The sequence below is a fragment of the Aerococcus kribbianus genome, from assembly GCF_026805545.1.
Taxonomy (GTDB): Bacteria; Bacillota; Bacilli; order Lactobacillales; family Aerococcaceae; genus Aerococcus; species Aerococcus kribbianus.
The window spans coordinates 694924-710750 of sequence record NZ_JAPRFR010000001.1 but is presented as its reverse complement, the minus strand read 5'-3'; the positions used below and the strand labels follow the sequence as shown (position 1 = coordinate 710750).

Below are 15827 nucleotides of genomic sequence, written 5' to 3'. Positions count from 1 at the left end.
GAAAAAGTTTGAAAATCCTAAAGACATGTGGTAAATTTATCCTTACATCGTAATTGTTTCGATTTTATATCATTTTAAAAGGAGATTACTTATGCACTATATTACGGTTGAAAATCTAGGTTTTTCCTGGGACAACGAACCCGTCTTAGATAATATATCCTTTACAGTAGATCAAGGTGAATTTGTCATCCTCACAGGGGAAAATGGTGCGGCTAAATCCACTTTATTGCGTAATATTCTGGGTTTACTATCTCCTGATAAAGGACAGGCCAGTATTGCTAGTCATAATGCCAGAGGAGAGAAGATGCAGGTTGGTTATGTCCCTCAAAGCATTGCTGGCTTTAATTCTGGTTTCCCTTCTACAGTTTATGAATTTGTGAAATCAGGACGCTACCAACAAAATCGCTGGTTCAAGAAATTAGATGACCAAGACTACGAGCATGTAGAACGTGCCTTGGATTCAGTGGGGATGCAAGACCAACGGCACAAAAAAATTGGTGAACTTTCGGGGGGGCAAAAACAGCGGATTGCTATTGCCCGTATCTTTGCCACTGATCCAGATCTTTTCATTCTTGATGAGCCTACAACAGGTATGGATAAGGAATCACGAGCTAATTTTTATCGATTACTCCGTCATAATACCCGCTATCATGGCAAGGCTATCTTAATGGTCACCCATGATGACCGGATTTTAGATGATTATTATGACCAGCAAATTCATCTTGTGAGAAAGGAGGATTCTCCATGGCGATGCTTCAGTATGAGTTCATGCAACGTGCCTTCATAGCTGCAGGAGCCATAGCAATATTGGCACCTATATTAGGCTTGTTTTTAATTTTACGCAAACAATCCTTGATGGCTGATACCCTAGCCCATATTTCTCTAGCAGGGGTAGCCTTTGGTTATTTGTTAGGCATCGATCCAACCCTAACAACAGTGGTATTTGTGGTCTTAGCTGCAGTATTTTTAGAATATTTGCGCAAGGTTTATTCAGATTATTCGGATATTTCTGTGGCAATGCTGATGTCAGGGGGGATGGCCTTAGCCTTACTCTTGCTGACAAAAATTAATTCGGCTACCTCCATAGAATCCTATCTCTTTGGATCTATTGTCACCATTTCCTCAGTGCAGTTGATTTTTCTTGTTGGTCTTGCTGTGGTTTTGCTTATCGCTTATTTGGTCTTTAAAAAGCCCTTATATGTGTTATCATTCGATGAAGACACGGCTTATACTGCTGGACTTCCTACACATTGGATGTCTATGTTGTTTTCTGTGGTGACTGGTATCGCTATTTCTGTCATAATGCCGATTGCGGGTTCCTTACTAGTATCAGCGATTATGATTATGCCCTCTGCTATCGCTATGCGCCTTATGAAAAATTTTGATGGGGTCTTAATTGTAGCTACCTTGGTGGGGATTATCGGAATGTTTGGCGGCTTGATTACTTCTTACTATTTTGACACCCCCCCTGGTGCGACCATTACCGCCATATTCATTGTAATTTTTTTATTAGAGAGTTTGGCCCTAAAAATAAAAAAATAAGTAGGAAAGAGAGGCTGGGACAAAAAGTTCCAGCCTTTTCGATTTATCCTAGTTATAGGTTTTTCATCTCATCCTTCTAGTCGGGTTCCAAAAGTCAGAACAGACTGCCTTTCCCAAAAGCCCTCAGATGGCTGTTTACCATCTTTCGAGTTTTGGTCCAAGGCTTCTGTTCTTAACGACTTTTGTCACACCCTTCTAGTCGAGTTCTGAAAAACAGCCCCATCAGTATTTTCTGCAAATGAGTCAGTATTCTGCGAATACTTCCCATTTTCAGACAAATCCTTTGGGGCTAACCGTTTTTCATCTCATCCTCATAGTCGAGCTCGCAAAAGCAAGACCTTCGGATATTTGTCCAATAGGCTAAAAGATTTAAGTTCGTATCTTTTGCCTATTGGCTCAAATCTCTCGCTCTTACCGCTTTTGCTCACATCCTGTTTAGTCGGGTTCCAAAAGTCAGAACAGACTGCCTTTCCCAAAAGCCCTCAGATGGCTGTTTGCCATCTTTCGTGTTTTGGTCCAAGGCTTCTGTTCTTAACGACTTTTGCCACACCCTCCTACCACTTTTCATCGCACCCTAATTTCCAACAGGTCGGAGTTCCTGCATTTCATCACATCTTCATTTAAATCCGAACATTTTTTAAAACTCTATTTAAATTATACAGGTTTTAGGCTATAATTTAAGAAACTAAAAAGAGGAGACGGGTATTATGAAATACAAACGTAGCCAGCGCCTGGTTGATATGACCCAGTACTTGCTGCAACATCCTTATCAGCTCACCACCTTGAGTGATTTTGTCCAACGTTATCAAACCGCTAAATCATCTGTTTCTGAAGATGTCGCAATTATTAAAGAACAATTCAAACAATCTAAGCTTGGTTGTATTGAGACCACGGCGGGTGCTTCTGGTGGGGTACGGTATATTCCCCAGATTTCTAAAGAACAAGCCAAAGCTGCTATTCAAAAAATGTGTCAAGATTTAAACCAAGCTGACCGCTTATTACCAGGAGGTTATTTTTATCTCACTGATGTATTGGGTGATCCTAAGTATTTACGATTGATTGGTCAAGTCATTGCTTCACATTTTGCCAAGCAAGAGGTTGATGCTATTATGACTGTCGCCACTAAAGGCGTCCCACTCGCTCAAATGGTCTCTCTATATTTGAATGTGCCCTTTGTCATTGTAAGACGGGATTCTAAGGTTACAGAAGGATCAACTGTGTCCATTAACTATGCCACCAAGGGTAATCCCCGGGTTGAAAAAATGGAATTAACCAAATCTAGTTTGCCTGAACATTCCAAAGTAATTCTCGTTGATGATTTCATGAACGGTGGAGGTACCATATCGGGAATGTTGGCTATGCTCAAAGAATTTAAATCCGAATGTGTAGGTGTTTCAGTCTTATGTGAGGTTGCCAGCTCTGACCGGCACGTAGAGTGTGACTATTATTCCCTGATGTCCTTAACAAAAAATGCCGATAGCACAGCTATTGTGGACTTGCAACCTGGAACGATGTTTGCATGAGGGAGTAAAGAAAATTAATAGAATTTGCTTATGAGGTTGTGACGAAAGTCTCAGCCTCTTTTTTTAGCTTTAAAGGATTAATAGGTTCATGAAAACGGCTTTTATCATTCATAACAAACATTTCTCCTTTTCACTATGCTTACTTTATGTTAGGGTAGAGTTATTGGGTATTTTTAAAAATTGGGGGAGACGATATGAAATATTTGGTACTAATAATGTCCACTATGCTACTGGCGTCTTGCCAGTATTTATCAGGTGATTTTGATGATAGTCACCAAGAGACAGAGGTGTCTGCAGTAGAACAAGTTAATCCGCAAACTATCGATACTACAGATTACTATGATTTGGATACACAGGTTCAGATTGCTGAAGAAGTTAATAAGTTGCATTCAGAAGATTATAATTTAGAAACACCACTCATTATTGATAATCCTTTTGGAACGATAAATAATTCTTTGTATGTGTATATGGTTAATGACCATGAGGATGTGACTAATTTAACATATACAGTTTCGACAGAAGGCTTTTCAGACTTTAGTCAAACGCCTAACAATTATGATGAAGAAGGCAATTTTGAATTTACATTACTTGGTTTGATTCCTGGTGAGAAAAATACTGTTACTTTTGATTATCTAGATGACAATGGTAATACCGTTAAGTCATATCAATTTACTGTCACTGCTGATAATGTGAAGGCTAAAGACTATCCTAATCAAATGACTATCACTGAGGAAGGTGACCCCTCACAATTAAGTGAAGGTTTATTCCTTGGTCATGGTGGGGGTGATGGTCGCGAAGATTATATTTATCTTATCGATAATGAGGGAATCATACGTGGTGAGTTAGAAACTTCGTCGGGCCGTATTGAAAATTTTATTGAATCTAATCAAGACTCTTATTACTTTTTAACTGATAGTAGTCAACTTGTGGAAATGAATGGTTTAGGGCAAATTATCAGTTCTTATCATTTTCCAGGTTATAACAAACACCATGATTTTATCCTAACCGAGGATGAAACTGGCGCTTTAATTCTGGCGAGCGAAGAAGAAGCGGAGACAATTGAAGATATTATCGTGTATATTGATTTAGAAACAGGTCAATATGACACAATAATTGATCTTAAAGACACCTTATCAGGTTATTATATTCCGGTGATGGAACGCTATCAAGCTGATGCCCAGGCAGAATTAGAGCGTATGATTGCGGAAACTGGTGAAATTGAGGTTGACGAAGGTGCTGGAGGAGAATATCCAAGTGGTTATTTTGACGACGAAGGCCAACTTAATCCCTTAGATTGGATCCATATTAATTCTCTAGATATTAAAGATGGCGATGAACTGGTTTTAAGTTCACGTGAAAGCTCTTCAATTATTAAGTTATCAAATATATATAATGAAGCACAGGTGGATTATATTATTGGATTAGAAGAAGTATGGGAAGGGACAGGTTATGAAGATGTTCTATTAGACAATATTGATAATGCTGACCCGACTGGAGGACAACATACAGTGAAGTTTGTTGATAACGATGACAATACTGATAATTATCAACTATCTGTATTTGATAATAACTATTGGCGGATTACGACTCGTCCGGATTTAGCAGATTTTGAACCTGAAAGTTTATTTACAGGTTTTGATGCTGATGAAAATGCGCATTCATATTACTATCAATATGAAATAGATGAAGCCAATGGAGAATATCGTTTAACGAAAGAATTTGAATTGCCTTATTCAAGTATTGTTTCATCGGCTCAACGTTATAAAGATAATATCGTCACAATGTCTGGGGTACCTGGCATTTTGGGTGAATATACCCAAGCTGGGGAACTCATTCGTCAGTACGAGTATGATGTTCCATCTTTTATCTACCGAATGACTAAACATGATTTTAATGGTTTCTTTTTCGATAATAACTAAATTGGCTAATTTGAAAAGCTCCTATTGGGCGACAATCCCAATAGGAGCAATTTTTTAATTATTTTGATATAAGTCTCGTGTATAGATTTTTTCTTGATAAGGAAATAGTATTTCATCTAAGCGATTGGCGAGAATAATATCAGATTTTGAACTAAATAAGTCGAAATCATTTTCAACTTTGAAATTAGCAATACTATCGGTAGTTAGGGTTGGCTCATAAACAATGACTTCTACGCCTTCTCCTCGCAAGTGTTTCATAATATCGATAACTGCTGATTGTCTAAAATTGTCCGATCCTGACTTCATGGTTAATCTAAAAACACCAACTACTTGGGGGTCTTTTTTCAGTAATTGTTTACTGATATAGTCTTTTCGAGTGGCATTAGATTGCACGACAGATTGAATTAAATTATTAGGAACGTTAAGATAGTTAGCCGCTAATTGCTTGGTGTCTTTCGGTAAACAGTAGCCACCATAACCGAAAGAGGGATTATTATAATGACTTCCGATACGAGGATCTAAACTCACACCATCAATGATTGATTTTGTATTTAGGCCTTTACTTTCGGCAAAGGTATCCAATTCATTGAAGAATGATACGCGCAAGGCAAGATAGGTATTAGCAAATAATTTAGTGGCTTCTGCTTCTGTCGCTTCCATTAAGAGGACCTCGACGTCACTATCCTTAGCACCTTCTCGCATTAATTCAGCAAAACGTTTCCCCTTTTCATTAGTACTTCCTACTATGATACGGCTAGGGTGCAAGTTGTCGTATAAAGCATGGCCTTCGCGTAGAAACTCAGGAGAGAAAATGATATTATTGTTATGGTATTTGTCTTGCATGGCTTGAGTAAAACCAACCGGGATTGTTGATTTAATGATTATAGTAGCGTCAGGATTAATTTGTAATGCTTGTTCAATCACTGATTCCACAGAAGAAGTATCAAAATAATTTGACTCTTCATCATAGTTCGTAGGAGTCGCAATGATAATAAATTCGGCCTCTGAAAAACTAAGCTTTTTATCGGTACTGGCAGTTAAGTATAATGGTTCATTTGCTAAATAGTCTGTAATTTCTTTATCGACAATTGGTGATTTACCAGAGTTGACTAGAGTAACTTTTTCTTCAACGATATCGTTTAAATAAACTTGGTGATTTTGTGCTAGTAAGATAGCATTAGATAATCCTACATATCCTGATCCGGCAACTGCAATTTTCATATAATAGCCTCCTACAAAATAATACAAAAACATCTCAAAATAATGCAATTTATAATTGCGTAATTATTCTTCTATTAATTATAATAAAGGATTTGCGGCTGTTTGAAAATAGTTAGATTTAATATGTAGACAATAACTCAAATGTGCAGTTAAGATTGGCTTAAGATTTCTTTTTTTAAGTTGCTTTTATATAGTGATAAAGGTATTCTATTTTAAGATATGATTACTGGTATTATAGGAGTTTTTTTATGAAACATGCATTTATTGCTTGGACGCCTTTACATTTGATTAACGCTTTAAATATTATTGTAAATAAATTTGATAAGCAAGAGACAACGATTTTTTGTTATGATGATTTCTCTTTTGCCCCTAAGCTAATTGGATCCTTAAAGTTAGAATTCCCTGAAATTAAAGTGATTACAATTAATAACAATTTATTTACTAATAAGCTAAAGAAAATCTGGCACTTATATAAGCCATTTAAAAATAATCATTTTGATTGTTATGATCACCTATATATCCCAGGCGATAACTATTTTGCCAGAGTCTTATACTTGCAACAAAAGCATTATAACTCTTCCTTACAATTACATTATTATGAAGATGGGATTGGCGCTTATATTGGTGCAGATATTTTAAGGCTTGAGAATAAGAATGATAAGTGGCAAAAATATTATGTAAAGAATAGTATTTTTCATGCTAAATGGGGAAAAGGCTATTATTATAAGCCATCATTAGTGGCAGAAACTTTTTGTAGTGAACTACAAGAAATTCCATCTTTTACTGAAGAAAATCCTGCTTATGCTGGAATAATGCGTTTATTCAAGCGAGCTTACCAGGAAAATTATAATGATAGTGATGAAATGGAATTAATCTATTTTGATCAACCGTTTTTAAATGATAATGTGGCTATTGATGAAGTGAAGGTTTTTCAGCAATTGAATACGCTGTGTCAGTCACAACAGATGAATTTAAAGGTTAAATGCCATCCCCGTTCAGATGCTAATAAGTATGGACAAGCACAATTGGTTGAGACCAATCTTCCCTGGGAAATATTTGTGCAATTAGTAGATATAGAAAAGCTTGTTATTTTTTCAGTTAATTCTACGGCGGGATTAAGTCCTCTGATTATGAGTGGACAAGAAGGTCGCGTCATTTATTTACCAAAATATATTCAAAACTTATATGCTTTCAAATCTGATTCTAAGGAGTATGCCATTTTAAAGAATAGTGAAGAACTCTTTTCACGTTTTGCAGATGAAGGTAAATTGGCGATTACCCTGCCTAGCACAGATCAAGAAATTAAAAGATTGCTACAGCAAATGGTGTAGAAAGGTTATGTATGTTAAGAAAAGTCAGTAGTTTAGTTAATAATGTTAATTTATTTAAAATAGTTACTTTGGTTATTTTTATATTTCAGAATGTACCGAGTGATTTTGACATTGAAAATATTCCAATGAAAATTGCTTTTGTTTGGGGGATGTATCTCTTAGCAAAAGACTTTTTCTTTGAGAAAAATATGTTCAAAGAAAAGTTTTCTTATCTTTTGTTTGCCTTATGTGTATCTTTTGGGATAACAGTATTACTGAATTTTCCCTTTCAATTTCCTTACACGGTGTATAATCTGGGTTATTTAATGCAAACAGTATTACTTGTTTATCCCTTTCAATTTAATAAGGATGAGGATCAACAAGTTAAGTGGTTAACGCACTTCAATGATATTTTTATTGTTATCCTTTTTGTTTTATCTCTTGTTTCCCTTATCTATTTTATTTTTGATATTCAATATTGGGTTATTGATGGAACGGGTAATCATTGGTTGCGACAAGGTTTTTTAGAAAACCGTTTATTTGGTCTATTTACTAGCCCTAATTTTGGAGCAATTCTTGGTCTACTTTCAGTATTTATGTCAGTGATTAATAATAGTATTAAGCGAGGAGACTGGAAACAGTTCACTCCCTTTTATATTGCCAATTTAATTGTTCAGTATTTTTACTATATATTAGCCAATTCTAGAGGGACGACGCTTACAATTTTTGCCTTATTTATGGGCTTTTTTATCTATCAAATTTTTCGTTCATTTCAAAATTCGACCCAAAACAAGAGCCGCCAAATTGGGAAAGTTATTATTGTAAATAGTTTACTTTTATTTACCATCGTTAGTGTGAATAATCAAGTTGAGAAAGTAGCCGCTTATATCCCACCTATTGTTAGCGAAGGACTTAATTTCTTTGACCAAGGAGAAGAGAGTAAAAGCAGTACAGGATCTTCAATAATTTCACCGGTAGTCATTCAACATTCAGAAGAAGATTCTGAGGTTTCATCTGGACGGTTTACGATCTGGAAGGCAGGTGTGGATGCTACCTTGCAACGCCCGTTCTTTGGTTTAGGTGATATTGATATTTATCGTAACACTAAGAATAATGAAACCATTAATCATATTGATATGTCTAAATTAAGTCAACAAGATCGTTCTGAATTAAAACGTGCCCAAGGAAATATGCATAATACCTATGTTGCAATATTTACTAAGGGAGGATTATTTGCTTTAGTTATTGTAGGGGTATTTGGATGCTTTTATCTATTCAGTCACCTTATGACAATTGTTAGAGGAAATATTAGCTTTGAGTCAGCAATGAGCCAACAATATATCATTATATTCGTCATGATTCTAGCCTTATTAGCCGAAAACCTAGTTGAGAATCATATTCTCTTTGCCAATAGGAATGTTATTGGACATATCTTTTGGGTGTATGCTGGTTATTTAAATTACCTTCAAGCAAAATTAAAGACAACAAAAGTGCGATGATGGGAGAGGGATTCTAATGAAGGCAATAAAATTTTCAGTTTTAATGTCAGTGTATAAGAAAGAGAAGCCAGATTACTTAGCGGCTTGTTTAGAAAGTCTAGTCAATCAGACCTTGCTGCCCGATGAAATGTTGATTCTATGTGATGGACCCTTAACGGAAGAACTGGAAGAAGTTTTACATACTTATAAAGATAAGTACTCTGATTTAGTGAATATAGTTCCTTTTAGTGAAAATCGTGGATTGGGTTATACTTTAGCAGATGGCGTTGAATTAGCTAAATATGATTTAATTGCGCGAATGGATACTGATGACATTGCCGTCTCCAATCGTTTTGCTAAACAAGTTGACTATATGAGCCAACATCCTGAAGTTGATATCTTGGGATCTAATATTTTTGAGTTTAGTGATTCAGTTGATCATGTGACGGCTAGTCGCATTGTTCCTGAAACTCATGATGCCATTTATCAATTTGCCAAACGAAGGAATCCTTTTAATCATATGACTGTTATGTATCGCCGCGAGGCTGTTTTAGCCGCTGGTAATTACCAGCCTTTAAAAGGCTATGAAGATTACTACTTGTGGGTGAGAATGCTAGCTAATGACGCCCAAGCAGCTAATTTACCTGATAAATTAGTTTATGCAAGAGCTGATGAAGAAATGTACAAACGGCGTGGTGGCTGGTCTTACTTCAAATCAGGAATGGCTGCCTATAATAAGATATATCAAGTAGGACTAGCAAATCCTGTTGATTATATCGTACGGGTAACAGGGCAGTTTATCTTCAATCTAACGCCAATTAAGTTGCGAACTTTTCTCTATAAGAAAGTCCTAAGAAAAGATGATGAGGTGAGGACAGGTGAAGGATGAGAATAATACGGCGTTAAAAGCTGGAAGCTGGTATGTCATTTCCAATTTTCTAGTTAAAGCAGTTGGGATTTTAACTACTCCGATTATTACGCGGTTAATTTCACCAGCAGAATTTGGGGTTTATAATACCTATCGTTCCATGTTGTTAATTATGACGATTCTTGGAACTTTAAATATTTTAGCTTCTGTAAATTTGGCGCGGTATGATTTTACAGACAAAGAATACGATGAATATATTTCGTCTATTAGTATTCTTTCTATAATTTCTACGACGCTTATTTATCTATTGGCCAATTTATTTGGCGATTTTGTTGTTTCCTGGACAGGACTTCCAATGGATCTATTCAATATGATGTTTTTTAATATCATATTCGTAAACGCTTTTGATGTTTTACAATCTAAACATCGGGCGCAAATGAAGTATAAAGCCTTTGTTGTACTGTCTTTAATTGTCTCAATACTTGCACCAATTTTATCTATTATTTTCGTTTCTTTACAAAATTCTAATCGGTATTTGGGCTATATTTTTGGAACACAATTACCGATTGTAATTATTGGTTTCTTTATATTTATTAGCATAATCAAGAAGGGTAAAACCTTCTATAACAAAAACTACTGGCATTATGCCCTAACCATTTCAGTTCCCTTAATTCCTCATGCTTTGTCGAATAATCTGTTAAGTCAGTCCGACCGAGTTTTGATAAATCGCTATAAAGGGCCAGGCCAGGTGGGTCTGTATAGTCTTGCCTATAGTTACTCTTCAGTATTAGCGACAATATGGACTTCTTTTAATCAAGCCTGGGCGCCTTGGTTCTATGGTAAAATGAAAGAGGAAAGCCATGAAGAAATTAAATACGCTGTCATGCCTTATACCTATGCTTTTTCATTATTCTTTATTGGTATGTTAGCAGTGGGTCCGGAAGCGTTACGGATTTTTGGCCCAGCAGAGTATCAAGATGGTGTTTGGGTTATTCCTCCCGTACTTTTAGGCTTATTTTTTCAATTTGTGTATAGTTTATATGTGAATATTGAAATCTTTTACAAGCGAACAGTATTGATTTCTTTAGGAACAATGAGTGCTGCCCTATTTAATATCGTAGGAAATATTTTATTAATTCCTAGTTTTGGTTTTATTGGAGCAGCCTATACCACGCTAGCTGGTTATATTCTTCTCTTTACTATTCATTATTATTTTGCTAATCGTTTAGCGGAGAAGGATATTATTGGAAATCATTTTATTATTAAATGGGTTATATTAATGTGCCTGTTAACTACAATTTTTACCTTGCTTACTAATTATTTCCTTATTCGCTATATTCTTTTAGCAATACTATTAGTTGTTTTCTATTTAAGATATAAAGATTACATTAATGATTTTATCAACAAGCAAATTAAACCAAGATTCTGGAGGAAGAAGGATGACAATTAAAGGAGTCTTAAAAAAAGCGATAAAAACGCTGCAACTTAAAATGAAATATGGGCAGCGTATCGATTATCGTTATCCTTTATATGTTGCTGATGATGTACGATTAAATGACGTTCACTTTGGTATTTATAATAATGTGGCACATGACGCCGAAATCAATCGCTCTGTTATTGGTGATCGGACCTCGATTGGGCGGTTTAGCAAAATTGAGTCAGCCGACATTGGAAAGTTTTGTTCAATATCCTGGGACGTTACTATCGGAGCAACTGGACACCCTATGACTCACCTATCTACTCATGCTTTTTCTTATCGTAAACTATTTGGACTAGTTAACAAGGATGGTCAGCAGGAAAAAAAACGTGTTAAAATTGCTAATGATGTATGGATTGGCTGCCAGGTAGTGATAATGCCTGGAGTGACAATTGGGAATGGCGCTATAGTTGGTGCGGGATCAATAGTAACGCATGATGTTAAACCTTATGAAGTGGTAGTAGGAAATCCCGCTAAGGTCAAAAAATTACGGTTTGACCCTGCGACGATAGCAAAATTAGAAAAAATAAATTGGTGGGACTTATCTGATGAACAATTACAAGCTAATAGTCAGTTATTTACCCGTGATTTAGATCAAGAAATCATCAAAGAATTAAGGAGATTAAATGATGTCTAAATATTATGTTGTATTAACCGGTGCTCAGAAGAATGCTGGAGATTATTTAATTACTGAACGTTGTAAACAAATTTTACGTCGTGAAAGACCTGACTATGAACTTGTTCAATTAAGTCGCTCAGAAGCGCTTGAACCTCATCTAGAACTAATCAATAATGCCAATGCCTTAATTTTAATGGGCGGTCCAGCGGTATCACGTGATTTTTATCCTACAACCTATCGTCTCACCGAAGACCTTGACGATATCAAAGTGCCGATTATTCCTATGGCAGTTGGCTGGAATAGTAAAGGTGGTTCATTAAAAGATGCCTTACATTTTTCTTTTAATGAAAAGAGTAAGCAATTATTAAATCGCTTCAAAAATAATGGCGCTAGTATTAGTGTAAGAGATGCCTACACTAAAACTATTCTTAATAATAGCGGTATTCACAATGTTCTGTTAACTGGTTGTGCATCATGGTATGTTCCTGATTGTTTTGATTATGATTTAAGAATTAAAGAAGTTAAAAAAATTGCTATCACACCTGCTCAAGATGTGCGTTTTTCACAAATGTCTAAGGATATGATGAAAACAGTCCAAGAAGAATACCCAGAAGCAGAGATTATTTGTGTCTTTCATCGTGGTATTGGGAAGGAAGATCAATTTACCTCTGCAGAAGACGCTAAAAATACGCAAGACTTAGCAGACTATGCCCAATCTCTAGGGATTAATTCATATGATATTGCTTTCTCATATGATAATTATGCCATATATGATGATGTCGATATGCATATTGGCTTCCGCCTCCATGCTCACCTATATTTCTTAAGTTACAGAAAACCTTCTCTAATGTTGCATGAAGATGGTCGTGGAAAATCGATGTCAGATACTATTGGTCTAAAAGGTGTTGACGCCTTTTTACCATCCTTATGGAAGAAAGCTGCGACAGCCAGTAACCTACTTTTGAAACGTTTGAAATCAGATAAAAGATTATATGCTGATTTAAATCCTGAAGCAATCGAAGAACTACGTCATTTAATTAATATGCATCGCAGCACAGGCTATCATTTTATGAACGGTGTTTATAAAAACTTTGATGATAACTATGCAATTATGCAAGAGTTTACTAAACAATTACCTTAGAGTGAGGAGAATAAGTAATGCTGATATCTATTATTATCCCAGTCTATAATGTGATTAATACATTGAAACGAGCGGTGGATAGTTGTACTAGTCAAAGTTATAAAGATTTGGAAATTATTCTAGTAGACGACGGCTCAACTGATGGTTCTGGGCAATTGTGTGATGAAATAGCAGCCTCTGATCAACGAATAAAGGTCATTCATAAGGAGAATGGCGGCTTGTCAAGTGCCCGTAATGCTGGAATTGAACAAGCCACTGGTAGTTATATTGCCTTTTTAGATAGTGATGATGAGTTTGTTTTAGATATTATGGAAACATTTATTGCTGATTACCAAAAGCAAGCTTGTGATTTATATATATTCAATTTAAAGCGTGTATTTGAAGATGGCAGTGAAGAAATTAAAAAGGCTGATAATACTTTCACTACCGATAATGAGCAAGCTTATCAGACTATCTTAGATAATAATGGTTTAGATTTCTATGCATGGAATAAAATTTATAAGGCATCTTTGCTGGAAACAACACGATTTCCTGAGGGGACTCTATATGAAGATAATATTGTCTCTTATACTGTGGTTAAGGAAGCTGGTTCTGTGTTGACTACAGATAAAATTGGTATCCTATATTATGAAAATAAGTTAAGCATTGTTGCGCAAAATTTTAATCCCAAACAAATGGATAATGTTTATGAGCGTTTAAAAATTCTTGATGATGTTAAAATTTCATTCCCTGATTTAACGACTAAAACGGCGCGTCGTGCTTTTGATGGTTTTCTATCAACGGCGTTTAAGCTAGCCTGCTCGGATAATAGTGAGCATTTCAAGCAATATGATAAGCGCTTAAAAGAGGTCTATCAATCCTATAAAAGTGATTTCGACCAAGCTAATATTGATTGGAAGAAAAAACTGGCATGGAAGATATACAATTCTTCGCCAAAGGTTTATACTAGATTGTATAAAGCTTATTTAGGTAAATAGAAAGCTTTGGCCCCATAGCTCAGCGGATAGAGCACTCGTTTCCTAAACGAGGTGTCGGAAGTTCGATTCTTCTTGGGGTCGTATATTATTAATTCATATTTGGAGGGTAAAAACATGAATATCTTAGCGGTGATTCCAGCTAGAGGGGGATCTAAAGGGATACCCAGAAAGAATGTCCGGTTATTAAATGGAAAACCCCTGATTTCTTATGCGATAAATAACGCTAAAAATTCAACCTATAATTTAGATGTTTGTGTATCTACCGATGATGTTGAAATAGCACGAGTAGCTCGTAATGAACATGTTCAAGTAGTTGAGCGGTCAAGTAATTTAGGTGAAGATGCCGTCACCTTGGATCCAGTTATTTATGATGCTTATAAGAAGATGGAAGCCGAGACAGGAAAAAGCTACGACTTGATTATTACTTTGCAGGCAACTTCACCGTTGTTGACTGTGCAAAGTCTTGATAAAGCGCTAGATTATTATTTTCAAAATTCCTGTGATAGTTTAATTAGCGTAGTTAATCGGCCACATTTATCATGGACCGAATATGAAGGACAAATCGTCCCTAATTATAAGGAACGATTAAATAGGCAATATCTTCCGGCTAATTATTCAGAAACAGGTGCCTTTTTAATCACCAATAGCCAATCCATGTCACCAAACTCACGTTTAGGACAAGCAATTGATGTTTTTGAAATCCCTGAGTCGGAAGCAATTGATATTGATACTGTTCAAGATTGGTGGGTAGCCGAAAATGAATTGTCAAAAAAATCTATCCTAATTTTTGTTGAAGGCTACGAAAAAATAGGTTTGGGGCATGTTTATCGTGGCTTGTCTCTGGCTTATGCATTGATTAATCATAATGTGCGTTTTGTGACGACAAAACGTTCTGATTTAGCTATCAGTTTAATTGAAGCTAGTTTTTTACCTCTCACTGTTATAGATAATGCGCAAGAAATTGTTGATGTCATTGATGACTATCAAGCAGATATCGTGATTAATGATATATTAAATACTGACTTAGATTTTATGCGTTTGTTTAATGATAAAAATGTTAGAGTAATAAACTTTGAAGACTTGGGGCCAGGTGCCAAATTAGCGGATGCGGTGATTAACGACTTGTATGCACCGAAAAAAATGACTAATAATTCTTATTGGGGAAGCGATTATTTCATTCTTAGGGATGAGTTTATGACTACTGAACCCAAAGTTTTTCAAGACCAAGTAAAAGAAATATTAGTGGTTTTCGGAGGAGTGGATCCTAGTCACTTAACTGAAAAATTGATAAATACTTTTGGTCAACTGGATCATAGCCAAAGTTTGCATTTCACAGTTATTGTAGGACCAGGGAATCAAGCTTATGATAAATTAAAACAAATGGCAAATGAGTCTGACCTAGCTATTGACGTCTTTCGTGATGTTAAGGTGATGTCGCAATATATGCGTCAAGCTGATATTGCCGTTTCCTCTCAAGGGAGAACAATGTTAGAATTGGCCTCCTTGGGCATTCCAACTGTTTTAATGGCTCAAAATAAACGCGAACTCACTCATGAATTTGGCTACTTGACTAATGGTTTTATTAATCTAGGCTTGGGAGAACAATTAGACTCCCATTCAATTGCTAGAACTTTGAATTGGTTGATTATGACACCGCAAGTTAGAAAACAAATGCATACCCAAATGTTATCTCATGATTTACGTAATGGCTTAAATCGCGTATTAAAAATTATATTAGATTAGGAGAACTTA

Annotated in this window: 13 protein-coding genes and 1 tRNA gene; 13 read left to right on the top strand and 1 reads right to left on the bottom strand. The window is 35.8% G+C overall.

Features of this window, described 5'->3' with window-relative positions; genetic code table 11:
- The first annotated feature begins 91 nt into the window (after positions 1 to 91).
- The 4 genes from OW157_RS03315 (at position 92) to OW157_RS03300 (ending at position 4984) form a co-directional block, all read left to right on the top strand.
- Positions 92 to 787, top strand: coding sequence for a metal ABC transporter ATP-binding protein (locus tag OW157_RS03315; protein WP_268751912.1), 696 nt, complete (start codon positions 92 to 94; stop codon positions 785 to 787).
- Positions 745 to 1542, top strand: coding sequence for a metal ABC transporter permease (locus OW157_RS03310; RefSeq protein WP_268751911.1), 798 nt, complete (start codon positions 745 to 747; stop codon positions 1540 to 1542). The genes OW157_RS03315 and OW157_RS03310 overlap by 43 nt, the downstream gene beginning before the upstream one ends.
- Positions 1543 to 2249: 707 nt before the next feature.
- On the top strand, positions 2250 to 3065 hold the full coding sequence (purR, locus tag OW157_RS03305; protein WP_268751910.1) for a pur operon repressor: 816 nt from the start codon (positions 2250 to 2252) through the stop codon (positions 3063 to 3065).
- Between the two features lie 194 nt (positions 3066 to 3259).
- Entirely contained in the window at positions 3260 to 4984 is a 1725-nt protein-coding gene (locus OW157_RS03300) for an aryl-sulfate sulfotransferase (RefSeq protein ID WP_268751909.1), read from the top strand.
- 54 nt (positions 4985 to 5038) lie between these two features.
- Here the strand turns inward: OW157_RS03300 and OW157_RS03295 are convergent, their stop codons facing one another.
- Positions 5039 to 6205, bottom strand: coding sequence for a nucleotide sugar dehydrogenase (locus tag OW157_RS03295; protein ID WP_268751908.1), 1167 nt, complete (start codon positions 6203 to 6205; stop codon positions 5039 to 5041).
- Between the two features lie 248 nt (positions 6206 to 6453).
- On the opposite strand from OW157_RS03295, the gene OW157_RS03290 reads away from it, so the two are divergent.
- From OW157_RS03290 to OW157_RS03250, 9 genes are all read left to right on the top strand, one after another.
- Complete coding sequence (locus OW157_RS03290; protein WP_268751907.1) at positions 6454 to 7536, top strand: polysialyltransferase family glycosyltransferase; 1083 nt, start codon at positions 6454 to 6456, stop codon at positions 7534 to 7536.
- Between the two features lie 11 nt (positions 7537 to 7547).
- Positions 7548 to 9014, top strand: coding sequence for an O-antigen ligase family protein (locus OW157_RS03285; RefSeq protein WP_268752775.1), 1467 nt, complete (start codon positions 7548 to 7550; stop codon positions 9012 to 9014).
- Positions 9015 to 9030: 16 nt separating this feature from the next.
- Entirely contained in the window at positions 9031 to 9882 is an 852-nt protein-coding gene (locus OW157_RS03280) for a glycosyltransferase (protein ID WP_268751905.1), read from the top strand.
- Complete coding sequence (locus OW157_RS03275; RefSeq protein ID WP_268751904.1) at positions 9872 to 11311, top strand: lipopolysaccharide biosynthesis protein; 1440 nt, start codon at positions 9872 to 9874, stop codon at positions 11309 to 11311. Before OW157_RS03280 ends, OW157_RS03275 begins: the two co-directional genes overlap by 11 nt.
- Positions 11301 to 11975 carry a CatB-related O-acetyltransferase gene (locus tag OW157_RS03270; protein ID WP_268751903.1) on the top strand — a complete coding sequence of 225 codons (675 nt, stop codon included), beginning with the start codon at positions 11301 to 11303 and terminating at the stop codon, positions 11973 to 11975. The genes OW157_RS03275 and OW157_RS03270 overlap by 11 nt, the downstream gene beginning before the upstream one ends.
- A complete protein-coding gene (locus OW157_RS03265) occupies positions 11968 to 13098 on the top strand; it encodes a polysaccharide pyruvyl transferase family protein (protein WP_268751902.1) in 1131 nt (376 codons plus the stop codon). Before OW157_RS03270 ends, OW157_RS03265 begins: the two co-directional genes overlap by 8 nt.
- Positions 13099 to 13115: 17 nt before the next feature.
- Positions 13116 to 14075 carry a glycosyltransferase family 2 protein gene (locus OW157_RS03260; RefSeq protein ID WP_268751901.1) on the top strand — a complete coding sequence of 320 codons (960 nt, stop codon included), beginning with the start codon at positions 13116 to 13118 and terminating at the stop codon, positions 14073 to 14075.
- Positions 14076 to 14083: 8 nt separating this feature from the next.
- Positions 14084 to 14156, top strand: a tRNA-Arg gene (locus tag OW157_RS03255).
- Positions 14157 to 14189: 33 nt separating this feature from the next.
- A complete protein-coding gene (locus tag OW157_RS03250; RefSeq protein WP_268751900.1) occupies positions 14190 to 15818 on the top strand; it encodes a cytidylyltransferase domain-containing protein in 1629 nt (542 codons plus the stop codon).
- Positions 15819 to 15827 lie beyond the last annotated feature (9 nt).